Origin of the sequence: Neomesorhizobium albiziae (assembly GCF_900114255.1) — a bacterium.
Classification (GTDB): Bacteria; Pseudomonadota; Alphaproteobacteria; order Rhizobiales; family Rhizobiaceae; genus Neomesorhizobium; species Neomesorhizobium albiziae.
The window spans coordinates 92,323-107,094 of record NZ_FOSL01000015.1; the positions used below are offsets into that span (position 1 = coordinate 92,323).

The 14,772-nt window shown below is 61.9% G+C and carries 14 protein-coding genes; all 14 read right to left on the reverse strand.

The window, feature by feature from the left end; translation table 11 throughout:
* Positions 1–167 precede the first annotated feature (167 nt).
* Entirely contained in the window at positions 168–599 is a 432-nt protein-coding gene (locus F3H98_RS21050) for a 4Fe-4S dicluster domain-containing protein (protein WP_149762287.1), read from the reverse strand.
* A complete protein-coding gene (locus F3H98_RS21055) occupies positions 596–2,185 on the reverse strand; it encodes an FAD-dependent oxidoreductase (protein WP_149762288.1) in 1,590 nt (529 codons plus the stop codon). The genes F3H98_RS21050 and F3H98_RS21055 overlap by 4 nt, the downstream gene beginning before the upstream one ends.
* 11 nt (positions 2,186–2,196) lie before the next feature.
* Positions 2,197–2,988 (reverse strand): ABC transporter ATP-binding protein, encoded by a 792-nt coding sequence (locus tag F3H98_RS21060; protein WP_149762289.1) that lies wholly within the window; start codon positions 2,986–2,988, stop codon positions 2,197–2,199.
* Positions 2,961–3,842, reverse strand: a complete 882-nt coding sequence (locus tag F3H98_RS21065) for an ABC transporter permease subunit (protein WP_149762290.1) — start codon at positions 3,840–3,842, stop codon at positions 2,961–2,963. Before F3H98_RS21065 ends, F3H98_RS21060 begins: the two co-directional genes overlap by 28 nt.
* A gap of 24 nt (positions 3,843–3,866) precedes the next feature.
* A complete protein-coding gene (locus tag F3H98_RS21070; protein WP_149762291.1) occupies positions 3,867–4,844 on the reverse strand; it encodes an ABC transporter substrate-binding protein in 978 nt (325 codons plus the stop codon).
* A 52-nt stretch (positions 4,845–4,896) separates the two neighbouring features.
* Entirely contained in the window at positions 4,897–6,234 is a 1,338-nt protein-coding gene (locus tag F3H98_RS21075; RefSeq protein ID WP_149762292.1) for an LLM class flavin-dependent oxidoreductase, read from the reverse strand.
* 195 nt (positions 6,235–6,429) lie between these two features.
* Positions 6,430–8,043, reverse strand: coding sequence for a copper resistance CopC/CopD family protein (locus tag F3H98_RS21080; protein ID WP_188130507.1), 1,614 nt, complete (start codon positions 8,041–8,043; stop codon positions 6,430–6,432).
* Between the two features lie 17 nt (positions 8,044–8,060).
* The gene (locus F3H98_RS21085) at positions 8,061–8,603 is read right to left on the reverse strand and encodes a YcnI family copper-binding membrane protein (protein ID WP_149762294.1); all 543 of its coding nucleotides are present in this window, start codon (positions 8,601–8,603) and stop codon (positions 8,061–8,063) included.
* Positions 8,604–8,625: 22 nt separating this feature from the next.
* On the reverse strand, positions 8,626–9,423 hold the full coding sequence (locus tag F3H98_RS21090; protein WP_149762295.1) for an ABC transporter ATP-binding protein: 798 nt from the start codon (positions 9,421–9,423) through the stop codon (positions 8,626–8,628).
* Positions 9,417–10,430, reverse strand: coding sequence for an ABC transporter permease (locus F3H98_RS21095; protein ID WP_149762296.1), 1,014 nt, complete (start codon positions 10,428–10,430; stop codon positions 9,417–9,419). The genes F3H98_RS21090 and F3H98_RS21095 overlap by 7 nt, the downstream gene beginning before the upstream one ends.
* 12 nt (positions 10,431–10,442) lie before the next feature.
* Complete coding sequence (locus F3H98_RS21100; RefSeq protein ID WP_149762297.1) at positions 10,443–11,510, reverse strand: ABC transporter substrate-binding protein; 1,068 nt, start codon at positions 11,508–11,510, stop codon at positions 10,443–10,445.
* 73 nt (positions 11,511–11,583) lie between these two features.
* Complete coding sequence (locus F3H98_RS21105) at positions 11,584–12,696, reverse strand: LLM class flavin-dependent oxidoreductase (protein WP_149762298.1); 1,113 nt, start codon at positions 12,694–12,696, stop codon at positions 11,584–11,586.
* Between the two features lie 25 nt (positions 12,697–12,721).
* Positions 12,722–13,891, reverse strand: a complete 1,170-nt coding sequence (locus tag F3H98_RS21110) for an acyl-CoA dehydrogenase family protein (protein WP_149762299.1) — start codon at positions 13,889–13,891, stop codon at positions 12,722–12,724.
* A 31-nt stretch (positions 13,892–13,922) separates the two neighbouring features.
* A complete protein-coding gene (gene msuE, locus F3H98_RS21115) occupies positions 13,923–14,483 on the reverse strand; it encodes an FMN reductase (RefSeq protein ID WP_149762300.1) in 561 nt (186 codons plus the stop codon).
* Positions 14,484–14,772: the final 289 nt, after the last annotated feature.

The window sequence follows — 14,772 nt, forward strand, 5'->3', positions numbered from 1 at the left end:
GAAGGTGTCGACTTGGCCGGCTTCAATCATCCGCGCCAAACGCGTTGGATGGACAAGGTTTAGTTAATGGTTGCATCCGGGAAGCGTCAGCGTAGCGCTCGGCGCCCGTGTGAGTGAATGGGCGCATGAAGCCTTGAGCGCAATTTCCGTTTCGTCCCAAAAATTGCTCATGCCACCGGGGATGTAACAGGCATGGCGTGAACCTTACGTTGCTTACCGCCCAGTTCACCCGTCCGTTGCGCCGCCTCGGCGATGGCCACATCCCTCGCCCGCAGGAAGACGCTCTCCATTCGCCAATGCTCGTTGGTGTAGCGGGGATCGGCCTCCCATTCGTGCCAGCCATGGTTGCGGCGGAATTCGCCAAGCAGGCCGGAGCCCAGGATCGCGTCCTTGTCAACGGGGGTCGGGTTTTCGCAGTCGGGCGCTACGTAAATGGCATCCCCGCGGCAATAAAGCTCGCACATGAAGCAGGTCTGGCAGTCCTCCTGCCGGGCAATCAGAGGCGGCCCCGCCGACGCCGGATCAAGCACGTTGGTAGGGCAAACCTCCACGCATGCGTTGCAGCCTGTGCAGCGCTCGGCGATGACGAGTTCGATCATGAGGCGAGCTCCAATGGGCGGACGGAATCCAGCCTCGTCCGAACCTTGTCCAGGCCGCCGACGAGTATGCGGTGGTTGAAGCGGGGCTCGGTCTCGGGGCGATCATCGCGCTGGTGCATGCCGCGGCTTTCGTCGCGCGCCAGCGCCGAGGCCGCACACCAGCGCGCAGTAGCCAGCATTGCGGCGGTTTCTCGCGTCCTCAATAGATCGGTGCCGAAGCCGCGCGCGTGGGCATCGAACTCTGCCCAAGTCGCGTCGAGAGTTTCGGCCGAGCGCTTCAGCGGGTGGCCGCTGCGGAAGATATTCTTGTCATACGCAAGCATCTCGCCCTGAATTGCAGACAACGTTGCGCCAAGATCGACATCGCGCTGCCTGCCACCCGGGCGTAGGCCCGCCTGCCCAATGGGCTTGGCGCCCGATGCCGCAGGGTTTTTGGCGGCATGGCGTGCCGCTCCTGACCCTGCCCACTGGCCTGACGAGACTGCCCAGGCCGAATTGATGTTCCCGCCACCCGAGATCGCGCCGGCTACCAGTTCGCGTGTCGCCACATCGCCAGCCGCAAAAAGACCAGGAACCGAAGTTCTACAATCCGCGGTGACGATCCGTAGCCCGCCGATGCCGCGGATCGTTCCCTCCCCATGCAAGGTCACTTCGAACCGGTCTTTGTATGGGTCGATGCCCCAGCGTCGGAACGGAAGCATGAAGTTCGGCGAAATCATCGGCACGTGCGCGCGGATATCCTCCGGCGTGCGGGCAAGGTCGCAAAAGACGCGGCCCTTGAGCATGGCCCGCGCCAGCGGCCGTGTCGTCTCAGGCCCGGGCGGCATCGGAATGACCGCGCCATCCTCGTCGTAATAGGTCGCGAACGCGTAAGACATGGAGCGCGTCATCGTCGAGCGTACCGGGGCGACAGTGTAGTAGGAAGTGAACTCCATGCCGGAGAGTTCAGCGCCGGCCTCCGCCGCCATCAGGTAGCCGTCACCGGTGTTGGTGTGCGAGCCGAGCAGGCGCGACAAAAACGAGGTGCCGCCGGTGGCGAGCACGACCGCGCCGGCATTTACATGCCAGTCGCCGCCCGCTTGCCGGCGGATACCGCGCGCGCCAGCAACCAAGCGATCGGAACGTTGAAGCAGTTCCAATGCCGGGCTATGATCGAGGACCGTGACACCAAGGCTGTCGACGAGCTTTCGCAGGGCACGCATATATTCGGGGCCGCGCAGAGCGCGATACTGCTTCACGCCGCTCTCATCCGTGGAAAAGTCATAAAAACCTTCGAGCGTCGGAAGGCTCTCCCAGGTCAGCGCCAGAATGCGCGCCATCCAATCCGCATCGTTCAGGCCCGCCCCAGTCTTCTTCCGGTTACAAATTGCCGTCTCGCGCAGTTCGGGAGGGTCTGGCGGCACCCACCAATGACCTGGCCCTGCAGTCGCGGTGACACCGCTGGTGCCGCAATAGCCCTTGTCGACCAGAATTACGGAGGCGCCGCTGCGCCGCGCAGCCGAAGCAGCCCAGGTTCCGGCCAACCCCCCGCCGATGACCAGCACGTCGGCGGTCAGTTCTAGAGTCTCTCCCCTCGACCTATTCATCGTCCAAAGCCTCAGGCATTGCCGTGAGTACCGTGACGTACGCCCAGCCAATCGAGAAGACTGCCGCGTATCCTGGCGAAATGCGGATCAGCGACGTCGCGCGGTCGCGGCAGGTCGATGCGTTCCTCATGCGCGATGATGCCGTCCTTCATAACCAGCACCCGGTCGGCGAGAAGCACCGCCTCTTCCACGTCGTGCGTGACCAGAAGAATTGCGCAGCCATGCCGCTGCCAGAGTTCACCGACGAGATCCTGCGCCTTGATGCGGGTCAGCGCATCGAGCGCGGCAAATGGCTCGTCGAGCAGCAACAGATCGGGTTCGCGCACCAAAGCGCGCGCCAGCGACGTGCGTTGCGCCTCGCCGCCGGACAGCACCTTCGGCCACACGTCGGCCCGGTGGCCGATACCGACCTCCTCCAGCGCAGCGAGAGCGCGCGCCTTGTCAGCCCGCCCCGGCAGACCAAGCACGACGTTGCGCCACACCTTCTTCCACGGCATCAGGCGCGGCGCCTGGAAGGCGACGGCGCGGCGCACCGGCACCTCGACGTGGCCAACCATTTCGCGGTCGAGATCCGCCAGGATGCGCAACAGGGTGCTCTTGCCACAGCCACTGGCGCCAAGCAGCGCAACGAACTCCCCCGGTGCGATGTCGACGTCGAGGTTCTTCAAAACTTCGCGTTCGCCGAAGCGGCGTGTCAGCCCGCGAACCCTGACTGCAGGTACTGCTGCTTTCGACTGTTTCGGAGCAGTCTGAGGCGCGGCCGCCTCGACTACATTCAAGTTCCGCTGAAGGCTGGCCGCCATGCGAGGAATACCTTTTCGAGAGTGCGGACGGTGAAATCGACGCCGAGACCAAGCAGGGCGTAGACGACCAGACACACAACGATCACATCGGTCTGGAACATCTCCCGCGCGTTGGCCATCAGATAACCGATGCCGGCGGTGGCGTTGATTTGTTCGCCGAAGACCAGCGCTAGCCAGGCGATGCCGAGCGAGTAGCGCAATCCAACCAGGGCGTTCGGCAGCGCTCCCGGCAATACGACGTGGCCGATCATCGCCGCGCGCGACAGCCCAAGCGTGCGGCCGGCCTCGATCAAGGTCGAATCGACGTTGCGGATGCCAGCGTAAACGTTGAGGTAGAGGGGAAAGGCGGTGCCGAGCGCAATCAACGCGATCTTTGGCGCCTCGCCGATGCCGAACCAGATGATCAACAGCGGGATAAGCGCGACATTGGGCACGGTCCGCAACATTTGCATGGTAGCGTCGACGAAATCCTCACCAAGCCGGAACAACCCAGCCAGAACCGCAAGAGCCACGCCGATCGAGCCGCCGATTGCCAGGCCAGCCAGCGCGCGCCCGAGAGAGATCACCATCGCATCCTGCAGCTCGCCGGTCCCGATGAGCTTGGCGGCGCTGCCGATCACGGTCGACGGACCGGCGAGCACCTCGCCCGGTAGCACGCCCGTTTGCGATGCAACGTGCCACAGAAGGACCAGGAGGATCGGACCCGACAGACGCCGCAACCAGCGCGGCACCCCCTGTCCTGCGGCCGACGCCGGCTCAATGCGCTGACGCGCCAGCGTTCCGTCATCTTTGGCATCTGCCGCCCGCCTTTCGACAGCGCCCGGCCGGATAGTGATCGTGGCGATCGAACTCATCGCATTGTTCCCCGCGCTTGTGCCTCAGTTCGTCGGCAGGTCGCGATAGACGAAGTCGGCAAGCTTGAGATCGCCGCTGAGCACGCCGGCTTCCTTCCAGGTCTCGAAGACGTTCTGAAGCGAAGCAGTAAAAGCATGATCGATCGGCGTCCGCTCGAACGCGGCCTCATCCGCATAGAGGCTCTCCACCGTCGCCTTGTCTTGTTTCGTGAAGGCGGCGTAAAAGGCCACATAAGCGTCCTTGTTGTCCTTCGACCATTTGTAGGCGCGATCGATGCGGGCGGAAAAATCAGCAATCGCCGCGACCTTTGCCGGATCCGACAGCGCGTTGTCCGTTGCGCTGAGCACGCCATTGCCGGTGTTGATGCCAGGTCCGTCAATCAGCACGGTAGCTTTCAGCGTTCCGATTGAACGCGCCTTGTAAATTCCCCAAGTACCCCAGGCGTCAATGCTGCCGGCCTGGAAGGCAGCGCTGGCGTCCGAAGGGTTGAGGAAGGCGAGCTTCACATCGTCCTGACCAAGTCCGGCCTTCTTGAGCACGCCGAGCACGAGATAGTGTGCGACGCTGCCGCGAGTGGTTGGCGAAATGGTCTTTCCTTTGAGATCCTGAATGGTCTTGATCGGACTATCGGCAGGAATAATCAGTGAACTGCCACGGCCGCCATTCGACCAACTGGCGACGATTTTGATCTTGGAGCCGCCAGCGATTGCGCTGACTGTCGGCGAATCCGCTGCCGACCCTATATCGACTGCGTCGGCCTTGAGCGCCTCATGCAGGTTGACGGCCGCTGCAAAAACAGACCATTCGATCCGGTAGGGAACGTCATCGAGCAGACCGGCCGCCTCCAGCTTGGCGCGCGTGGCGCCCGTTTGGTCGCCGACGCGCAGCACCACCTTGTTGAGATCTTCGGCTGCAAATGCCGACGGCACCGAACCGAATGCGGTGGCGACGGCAAACCCGGCGAACAAGAGATTGAATACGCGACGCGAAAGCATTTTCATGGGGCTCACCTGTTGGCTGTTAAGGGAATCTGCCTGGGAAACTCGGGAAAGCTCATTCGGCGGCAACGGCCACGCCTGGCACCGCATGGCGGTTGGACGGTACCGGAATTCCAAGATTTCCCCGGAACGTCTCGGCCTCGTACTCGGTGCGGAAGATGCCGCGCGCCTGCAAGATCGGGATGACCACCTCGACGAAGACTTCGAGTTCCTTAGGCAGTGAGACGTTGACGACGAAGCCGTCAGACCCGTGCTCTTCCAACCAACGTTGGAAAGCGTCGGCGACCTGTTCCGCCGTACCGACGAACTCCGTTCGCGGCGTCGCGAAGTGCAGTGCTACCTCGCGAAGCGTCAGGTTTTCACGGTGAGCGGTCTCCAAAATCTTCCGCGACGTGCTTTGGTTGCTGTTTGCTCCATGTGCCGACACGTCCGGAAACGATGCATCGAGATCGTGTTGTAGGAAGTCATAGTCGTTGAAGGGGCGGCCAAGCATCGACAGCGCGTTTTCGATCGACGTGAGATTGGCGAAATCCCGGTATTTGCGTTCAACTTCCGCCTCGGTCGACCCGATCACCGGGCGGATGCCGGGCAGGATGAAGAGTTTGTCCGGATCGCGACCGAAGCCAGCGGCACGTTGTTTGATATCGCGGTAATACGCCTTGCCTTCTGCGAGATTCTCGTGATGGACAAAGATCGCGTCGGCGCGGCTCGATGCAAAATTTTTGCCGTCCTCCGAAGCGCCGGCCTGGAAGATTACGGGTTGTCCCTGCGCCGAACGTGCTATGTTGAGCGGACCCTTCACTTGAAAGAACTCGCCTTTGTGGTTGAGTGCATGAAGTTTTTTTGGGTCAAAGAACACCCCGCTCTTCTTGTCGTGGACGAGCGCGTCGTCCTCCCAGGAATCCCAAAGCCCCTGCACGACATCCAGATGTTCGGCTGCGAGCCGGTAGCGCGTGTCGTGCGCCAGATGGGACGCCTTGCTGAAATTGGTCGCGCTGCCCTCCAGCCACGACGTCACCACGTTCCAGCCTGCGCGACCGCCGCTGATATGGTCGAGCGAGGCGAACTGCCGCGCGACATTGAAGGGCTCGCTGTAGCTGGAGGTGAGCGTGGCGACGAGCCCGATATGGGAAGTGGCGCCTGCGAGCGCGGACAATATGGTCAGCGGCTCAAAGCGATTGAGATAATGCGGGCTGGATTTTTCGGTGATGAAGACGCTGTCTGCGACGAATAAGAAATCGAACTTCGCCGCCTCAGCGAGTTGCGCCTGCCGCTTGTAGTATTCGAAGCTCGTGCTCGCGGCCGGGTCGCCATCTGGATGGCGCCAGTCGCCCCATCCCATGCCAACGCCGTGGAGCATGAACCCGAGTTTGAGTTGACGTTTCTGGGGCATGAGGGACTTCCCTGGGCTGTGGTCATAAGCATCGCCGGAAGACCGTTTGGTTTCGGCCGATTTCCCTCAGGCTAATTTCTACTAATTTAGTAGACTAGGCATGGCGTGCTGAACTTTGCCCTGATCGGAGGTTCGAATTCTCCTTTCCGGTCGCATGTCGGCATGTCGTCCGGGCCTGGAAATAGGCAGCCAAGATTATTGGGGCGCCCTTTGGACATCGAAGACATCCATAAGTGTCACCGAACGAAAATCCGATACGAGGACGGTAACACGAACGATCCAGAACCCGTCTAGCGGCAGAACGAAGCCCTCCGCACGGTAGATCCCATCGCTTGCTCTTAGCGCTTCGCGTGTGAATGGACCGATACCGTAGGATGGCTTGTCGAGATCGACACTGACGCCGATCGGCTGGAACGGTTTTCCATCGAGAAGCAAGCTGCCGATCTCTACCCTCGCCGGTCCGACGATTGGCGGATGGATCGACAGGGTAGCGCTGATACCCTCCTTTTGCGTGCGCACTTCCTGAATCTCGAACAAAGCAGGGTTTGCCGCAATCGTGCGCGGCGGCGGCGTGAAACGCCACAGGCCGAGCACCGCGATGACCGCGGCTGCAAGGACGATTTCAGTACCAACGCTGCGCGTCAGGCGGCGCGTCGCACTTGCGTCTCCGGCGACCACGGGAGCGGTCAGATAGAGGCGGTTGACCGCAGCGAGCAGCAACAGCGCGACGACCAATGCGAGCTTGGCCAAGAGCACGCGGCCATAGTCGGTGTTCCAGAGCGCGGGGATGGATTGCACCTGAACGATCGCTAGAAGAAGGCCGGAGAGCGCCAGTACCCCCACGATAGCGGGAACGATACGGGAAAACCGCTGTATTACAAACGGCAGTGCCGCCCCGCCGGCGATAAGCACGGCTCCAAGGGGAACGAGGGCCCCAATCCACAGCAGGACAGTCACCGCATGGAGAAATAGTGCGGGAACGGTCAAATAGCGTGGCGGCGCGGCCGAGGCATGGCCGGCACTGGCGACTGCAACACCGACCAGCAGCAATGCTGCGATGGCAAGCAATGTTCCAAAGCGGGATCGGTAACCCGCCTGTCCAGCTGCATATGCCACGCAGATCGCCATTGCCGCCAACAGCGTCGAACTGCCATAGCTGGTCGCCCACAATCCGGTTTCCCAAACATCGGCGGTCGCCAGACCGGAAAGCGGTGAGCCGAACGCGTCGAGGCCCTGGAAGCCTACCAGAAGTGGCGCAACCGCAAGCCCGGCGAACAGCGCTCCCGTCACGATGCGGGCTCCCGCAATCGAAGCGGAGCGGCCAATCAGCGCATAAAATGCGGTGCCGCCAACCCCGACAATCAGTCCGAGGAGCAACAGGAAGCGCGCCGACCATAACCCGATGCGGGCTGTCAAATCGAATTGCGCGATCGTCGCTGGGGCGACCGCGCTCGGCGCGCCGACCGAGAACACAAGGCCACCGCCGATCGGATGGCCGTCAGACGAGGCGGCGCGCCACGACAAGATATGCGTGCCGTTTTCCAGGCTGGATGGCAGGACCAGCACGATAACGGCACCCTTGTCGGCGCTCAGCTTTAGGATTTCGGCGCGCCCGTCGGGATGGATCAGCCGCGCCACGAGCGGCCGTACTGGCTCGGAGAATGCAAGTGTCAGTTGTTCGGGCGCCGTCGTAAGGACCGCCCCGTCGAACGGTTCGGCACTGATCAACTGGGCATGGGCCGACGCATCTGCGGCGGAAAGCGTCAACGCGAAAACGGCGGCGCAAAGCGCCGCCGAAATCCGCAACATCCAATCGTGAAGCCCGCTCACGATGCGGGCAAGACCTTGATCGATGGTGCCGGGAATTTGAGATCGTCGGATGAGACGCCAGCGGGCGCAATCTCGATCCAACGTTCGACACCGGCCTGGCATTCCTGAACGATCGGGACAAAGATCGATGATGCCCCAACGTCTTCTGCCACCTTCGCGCGAAACACGAACTCGTCATAGTGGGCGTCTTCGAGCCTGCCGCCAGACCATGCGATCTCCTTGATGATTCCATCATCATGTCCGCCATGGGCGTTGTTGCCGGGCTCGTTGGAGCCGTCGCCCTGGGCTTCGATCCTCGTGATGTCGAGCGACCAGCCGGGTTTCGGCTGCGGCTTGGCATCCGTCAGTTCCTCGGGCAGCGCAATCCTGACAGCCGTGGTCGGTGAACCGGCACAACCATGCGGCACGCGGAGCACGAACTTGACCGTGCTGCCGGCCTTTATCTCCTTGTTCTCGAACGTGATGTGGGCGTGGGCGGGAAATGTCGCAAACGCCGCCACAGCAAGGATAGCGCGCAAGCCGTAGTAGAACATTTTCATTTGAGGGATTCCAATCGGTTGACTACCAGGTTGCGGCGAGGCCGAGATGGCCGAGCGCTTCGCGCCGAAGCTCGGCGAGGCGCGGGTCGCCGCGATGGCGTGGATAAGGAAGGTCGACCTCGATATCGGCGACAATGCGCGCTGGCCGCGGGCCGAAAACCAACACACGTTGCGTCAGGAACAGCGCTTCCTCGACATCGTGGGTGACGAGGACTGCGGTCAGTCCAGCGCGTTGCCACAGGCCGACGAGCTCGGTCTGCATGGTGAGGCGTGTCAGCGAGTCGAGCTTGCCGAGTGGCTCATCCAGAAGAAGCAGCCGTGGCTCGTTGACCAACGCGCGGGCAAGCGCCACACGCTGCGCCATGCCACCCGAAAGCTGATGCGGATAGGCCTTGTCGAAACCGCCGAGCCCGACAAGCTGGATCGCGTCATCGACCCGCTGGCGCGACTTCTTCACGATGCCGCGGGCTTCGAGGCCGAGCGCGACATTGTCCCAGACTGTTCGCCACGGAAACAATGTTGGATCTTGGAAGACCATGATGCGCGAGGGGTCGGGGTCGCCAACATTCTCACCGTCGACCTTCAAGTCGCCCTTCGTCGGGTGGTCGAGGCCAGCGAGCAGGCGAAGCAACGTCGATTTCCCGCATCCCGAGGGGCCGAGCAGCGCGATAAACGATCCCGGCTCGACCGAAAAGTCGATGCCGTCAAGCACGGGAAGCGGTTCGCCCTCGAGTTCAAACTGATGAAAGACGTTCTCGATGTCGATTTTCTGCCCGGCAGCGGCGAATACCGCAGCCTGGTTCGTTGCAAGAGCTACCATCTGACAAGGCCCTTCTGCCAGGACAGCGTCCAGTCACGCACCCTGAAGAGAATGGTAATCAGGCCCGAGCACATCAGCGCCATCACCAAAAGTGCGGCATACATGTTGTTGTAGGCAGCCCAGCCCTGCGCCCATTGCAGGTACCAGCCAAGACCGGCTTTGACGCCGAGCATTTCGGCCACCACCAGCACAGCAAAAGAGGTACCGAGACCCATGAAGAGCCCGACGAAGACATGCGGCAGCGCCGCCGGTATCGCAACCTTCAGGATCAGGAAAGATGGTTTTGCGCCAAGCGTGCGGGCTATATCGTAATAGTCGCGGTTGACACTGGCGATACCGGACCAGGTCAGGATGGTCACCGGGAAAGCGGTTGCAAGGGCAATCAGGAACACGCTTGCCGATCCGCTGGTCGGGAAGATGAAGAAGGCGAGCGGCAGCCAGGCCGTGGCCGGCAGCGGCCCGATGAGACGCAAGAGCGGATGCACCCAATAGCTCGCGGTCCGCGACCAGCCGATGGTGACGCCAGTGGCGAAGCCGGCTAAGGCGCCGAAGAAATAGCCCTTCGCCAGCAGAAGTACCGAATACCCGACGCTCATGCCGAGCCGGCTCCAGTCGTCGAAGAACACTTCCAAAATGCTCTGCGGCGACGAGAAAAAGGGTACCGGCAACAGGCCGGTTTTTGCCGTCACGATCTCCCAGCCTGCGACAACGAACGCTGCGGCCACAAACCAGGGACCGTAATAGCGGGTGGTGGACGCGGCGGCTCCGAGGAGCCGTCCCGCCGCAGCGACGACCACCAGAGCGAGTGCGAAAACCAGCGAAATGATCGCCAGTTCGCGGCCGTATGGCTGTGGGATGATCTCCGGCCAAAGCTCGATCAGCGCGGCGACGCCGATCCAGGTGGCTGCAGCCACCAGCCCGAGCACCCAGATGCCCACCCTTTCACGTCCAGCGAGCGTCGGCTCGCCGTCAGTACGGTCGGAGAGCGCCGGATCGATCGAAGCCATCGTTCCGCCTCCCTACGCCGTCAGCACGTCGGCATAGACGCGGTCCGCGAATTCCTGCGGATCGGTCGAGTTCTTGAAGACCTGAACATCGCGCAGTTCCTGGGCATAGAGCGCGATCTCCTGGCGCAGATCCGCCCCGGTCGGGTTATGGCCGTGGGTCTGGTCGAGCAACACGCCAACCAGTTGCTCGACGGTCTTGTCCTTGGGTGCGTTGGGAAGGAAGGCGGTAGCGGCAATCTCCGGCTTGGCGACGGTCAGATCCTGCGCTTCAAGCAGTGAACGCGTCAGCGCCGAAGCCGTCGGTAGATCGTCGCGGACAAGGCTGCCGGTCAGGCCGACGATGCAGCAGACGCGGTTCTCGAAGCCATGGTCGAGATTGGAGGCGATCTGGAGGTATTTGGGATCCTGCAGCCAGAAATAGGCCTTCGGGTCTCCATCGGCGATGGCGTGGATCTCCCCCTTCTCGGCCGCAAGCTGCAGCAACTCGCCCGGATACTGTCGCCACTCGACGTCGGCGACCGGATCGAGGCCCTCCTTGTGAAGGAGTATCGAGAAGAAGTTCTTGCCGGGGCTGGCCAGATCGGAAATACCGATCGTCTTGCCCTTGAGCTGGCTGAGTTGGGTGATGCCGGCAGATTTCAAAGCCACGAGGCGCGAACAGCCGCCATGAGTGCCCGCGGTGATCTTGACGTCGAAGCCTTGCTCCAAAGCCTTTAGCCAGCGCAGCGCCATGCCGACGCCGCCATCGGCCTTGCCGGTCGCAATGGCTTCGAGCAGGGCCTCGGTGGATGCGCCGAAATTAACCAGTTCCACCTCCAGACCGTATTTCTTGAAAATCCCCTGCTGCTGCGCCACGAACACCGGCGCGAGGCAGATCGCCGAGGCGTTGGTCGCGAATTTTATCTTCTTCAGTTCGCCGGCCGGCGCCGCGGCCTGTGCCCAAAGGTTGCTTGCAGAAATGGCGCCGAGCGGCGCGGCGAGTCCGAGCGCGCCCGCGCTCTTAAGGAATGAGCGGCGGTCAAGCCCGCCGATGAGAGAGCCATTGCCTAGCTGAATCGATGTCTTCGCATTGCGGTTCATTGTCGTTTCTCCTGCCGGTCTGTCTGAAAGAAGGGATCGAAACATCCCCCAATTTCTTTGCGGATGGTTCGTGCTATTCAGCCGCCTGGACATGCGGCGCCGCGGCTTCCCGTTCCGCGACGAGTGCCCGAACACGCGGGATAAGATCGCGGCCGTAGTGGAAGGCATCTTCGAGCGGGTCGAAGCCGCGAATGAGGAAAGTTGAGACGCCAAGGTCGTAGTAGTCGAGCATGGCTTCGGCGACCTGGTCGGGCGTGCCAACCAGCGATGTCGAATTGCCGGCTGCGCCGGTCAAGGCGGCGATCCCGGTCCACAGCCGCTTGTCAAGACGGGTGCCCTTTGCGGCAGCCGCCAGCAAGCGCCGCGACCCTTCATTGGCGGGCTGTTGACCGGGGGCATTTCCACGGATCAGGCGCTCTGCGCTGGCGCGCAGAGCTTTCGCGCGCTCAAGGATGCGGTCGGCCTTGGCCCACGCCGCTTCTTCGGTGTCGGCAAGGATCGGCCTTAGAGACAGACTGAAGCGGGGCAAGCGGCCATGAGGAGCCGCGGCAGCGCGGATTCTGCCAATGGTTTCGGCCACCTGCGCGTAGGTCTCGCCCCACAACGCATAGATGTCGGCATGTTTTCCGGCCACCGTAATTGCGGCATCGGACGAACCGCCGAAATAGATCGGGATGCCGTCCGGCCCTTGTGGCTTGACCTCCGAGAATGCTCCAGTGACGCGGTAGAATTTGCCGTCGTAGTCGAACGGCTTTTCGCTCGTCCATTCGTGTCGCACAATATCGAGATACTCGCTTGTGCGGGCATAGCGCTCGTCCTTGGTGAGATGGTCACCATCCTGCGCGAGTTCCTGATCGTTGCCGCCGGTGATGATGTGGACGGCGATGCGGCCGTCGCTCAGATGGTCGAGGGTTGCAAGCTGGCGGGCGGCCAGTGTCGGCGCGGTAAAGCCCGGGCGGTGCGCGATCATCAGCTTGAGATCGCGCGTGATACTGGTCACGTGTTGGGCGACGAGGATGCTCTCTGGCGACGTGGAGTGAAAGGCGAGCAGGACCCTGTCGAAGCCGCCGTTCTCATGGATGGCAGCAGCTGCGGCGATATGGTTGCGATTGATCACCGGCCCGGAGCGAGCAATCGTTTCCGAGGCGTTGAAATTCCCAACGTAACCGATGAATTCGACTGGCATGAAAATCTCCGTCGCTTTTTGCTGATCAGATGCCGAGAGCAAGCTTGCCGGCGCTGAGCCGGACCACGTCTTCCTGCGGGCTGTGGATGCGCCCGCAAAGAACATCCCGATGATGACGCTCGAGCGGGTTGTTGCGTGAAATCCCGTGGTTGCCAGTGAGCTTAAGCGCCTTCTCGACCGCCGCGATCGCGTTTTCGGTTGTGACGACCTTGATGAGGCCGGCTTCCGAGAGCGTGAAGGGACGCCCTTCGTCTACATCGCGAGCTGCCGACAAAATCAGCCGGCGGTTGATGGCGATCAGCTCCTCGATCTCGCCGACCGCCTGCTGGACGCGGGGAACCGTCGCCAATGGTTGACCAAGGTTTGTCGGGATGCGTTCTTTCAGAAAGCCTACCAGCCAGTCACGCGCGGCTTCCGCGACGCCGCTATAAAGCGCGCCCGGTAGCGTTCCGAACCATGCCGCCTGCCCTTCGCCGCGCGTATCCCACTCGGATGGAGGGCGGACATCGGCAGCGTGATCAAGGGGAACCCACACATCTTGGAGGACCACGTCGTGGCTTCCGGTGGCGCGCATCCCAAGCGGATTCCAGGTCTTTTCGATACGCAGGCCCGGTGCGCCCATCGGCACCAGAAAGCCGCCGACACGTGGTTCGGCTTCATCGGTCCGGGCCCAGACGATCGCCCATGTGAGCCCCTCGGCACCGGTCGAATAGATTTTCCGGCCGCTGATCGACCAACCGTCGGCCGTGCGCCGCGCGGTAGTGGCGGGCAGCCCACCGCGAAGCGGCGTACCGAGTTCCGGCTCGACCCGGAATGCGTTGATCAAGGCGCCGTTTTCGACCGCGTCGCCGATCACTTTGCGCGCAAGGTGTTCTGGCCAGCGGCCCTTGGGCAGCGTTGCAAGATTGATGTATTGCATGATCAGGATAAGTGCGGTCGAGGGCTCGCCCCGGGCGATTTCGCGGATCACCTCCGATGCTTCGGCAAGCCCGGCCCCGGCGCCGCCAAATTCGACTGAGGCTGTGAGGGAGATAAGGCCCGCATCATGCAACCGAAAAATATTCTCGTGCGGAAACGCAGCGCTCTCATCATAATCGCCGGCCGTCTTGGCAAATATTTGTGCCAATTTGGCCGCCACCTCGACAGACGTGCGCGCGTTGGTGACAGGTCTTGGCCTAAGCGGGGTGACGCTCATCCACGCATCCTTTCGGGCGCCGACGGCGGCATTACTCGGCCGCCTCTGCATGAAGCGACCTTTGCGGAAAGAAAGCTCCAAGCTCGGCTACGGCCTGTTCGGCACGGCCGCGGATGGGCTCCGAGACAAGTCGATAGTCGACAAAATCCCGATCGGCGGCATAGACGGCGCTTGGTAGCGTGTGTGCCATGAAGAAACCGAAGAGCGGGCGCAGTTGATGCTCAACAATCAACGCGTGGCGGTCGCCGCCGCCCGTGGCAGTGAGTATGACCGGCTTGCCTTGTAGAGCAAGTGGGTCGACCAGATCGAAAAAGTGCTTGAACAATCCGGTGTAGCTACCCTTGTAGGTCGGAGATCCGACCACGAGCACGTCAGCGGAAACGATGTTCTGCAGCACCTGGCGTGCAACCTCATCAAGGTCCTTGTGATGACGGGCATTGCCCAGTGACGGACCGATATCGGTCAGGTCGTGGAGCTGCGTGCGAAAGCCGTATCGCTTGGCTGCAAGCCCGGCAACTGTCTCAACAAGCGCATAAGATTTGGACGGGCGGCTGAAATTTCCAACGAGGCCGACCAATTTCGCGTTAGGCATGCTGGCACCTTCACTGTTGATTTATCAGTATTTTTCGCCCAGCCGACGTGCTCGCGCCTGGCCTAAGGGTGCGGTTGCATCCTAATGTCTACAATATTTGTAGATTTAAAGGGCAAGTAGTCCCCGGCGTTTCGAATGTTCGCGATGCGTTAGAAAATCATGCTTGGTGCGGAGCCATTTAAGGAACCTCGAGGGTTATCCCGCGAATGGTGTCCCAACAGCGGCTCGGCAACGCCGACCCGAGGCCACCGCGCGAATTAGACAATTCGTTGCCAGGCGAAATCTTCCG

What these genes read in the sequence shown, in the direction of transcription:
- F3H98_RS21050 (WP_149762287.1), bottom strand. Translation starts at nt 599, where the DNA reads ATGATCGAACTCGTCATCGCCGAGCGCTGCACAGGCTGCAACGCATGC.
- F3H98_RS21055 (WP_149762288.1), bottom strand. Translation starts at nt 2,185, where the DNA reads ATGAATAGGTCGAGGGGAGAGACTCTAGAACTGACCGCCGACGTGCTG.
- F3H98_RS21060 (WP_149762289.1), bottom strand. Translation starts at nt 2,988, where the DNA reads ATGGCGGCCAGCCTTCAGCGGAACTTGAATGTAGTCGAGGCGGCCGCG.
- F3H98_RS21065 (WP_149762290.1), bottom strand. Translation starts at nt 3,842, where the DNA reads ATGAGTTCGATCGCCACGATCACTATCCGGCCGGGCGCTGTCGAAAGG.
- F3H98_RS21070 (WP_149762291.1), bottom strand. Translation starts at nt 4,844, where the DNA reads ATGAAAATGCTTTCGCGTCGCGTATTCAATCTCTTGTTCGCCGGGTTT.
- F3H98_RS21075 (WP_149762292.1), bottom strand. Translation starts at nt 6,234, where the DNA reads ATGCCCCAGAAACGTCAACTCAAACTCGGGTTCATGCTCCACGGCGTT.
- F3H98_RS21080 (WP_188130507.1), bottom strand. Translation starts at nt 8,043, where the DNA reads ATGTTGCGGATTTCGGCGGCGCTTTGCGCCGCCGTTTTCGCGTTGACG.
- F3H98_RS21085 (WP_149762294.1), bottom strand. Translation starts at nt 8,603, where the DNA reads ATGAAAATGTTCTACTACGGCTTGCGCGCTATCCTTGCTGTGGCGGCG.
- F3H98_RS21090 (WP_149762295.1), bottom strand. Translation starts at nt 9,423, where the DNA reads ATGGTAGCTCTTGCAACGAACCAGGCTGCGGTATTCGCCGCTGCCGGG.
- F3H98_RS21095 (WP_149762296.1), bottom strand. Translation starts at nt 10,430, where the DNA reads ATGGCTTCGATCGATCCGGCGCTCTCCGACCGTACTGACGGCGAGCCG.
- F3H98_RS21100 (WP_149762297.1), bottom strand. Translation starts at nt 11,510, where the DNA reads ATGAACCGCAATGCGAAGACATCGATTCAGCTAGGCAATGGCTCTCTC.
- F3H98_RS21105 (WP_149762298.1), bottom strand. Translation starts at nt 12,696, where the DNA reads ATGCCAGTCGAATTCATCGGTTACGTTGGGAATTTCAACGCCTCGGAA.
- F3H98_RS21110 (WP_149762299.1), bottom strand. Translation starts at nt 13,891, where the DNA reads ATGAGCGTCACCCCGCTTAGGCCAAGACCTGTCACCAACGCGCGCACG.
- msuE (WP_149762300.1), bottom strand. Translation starts at nt 14,483, where the DNA reads ATGCCTAACGCGAAATTGGTCGGCCTCGTTGGAAATTTCAGCCGCCCG.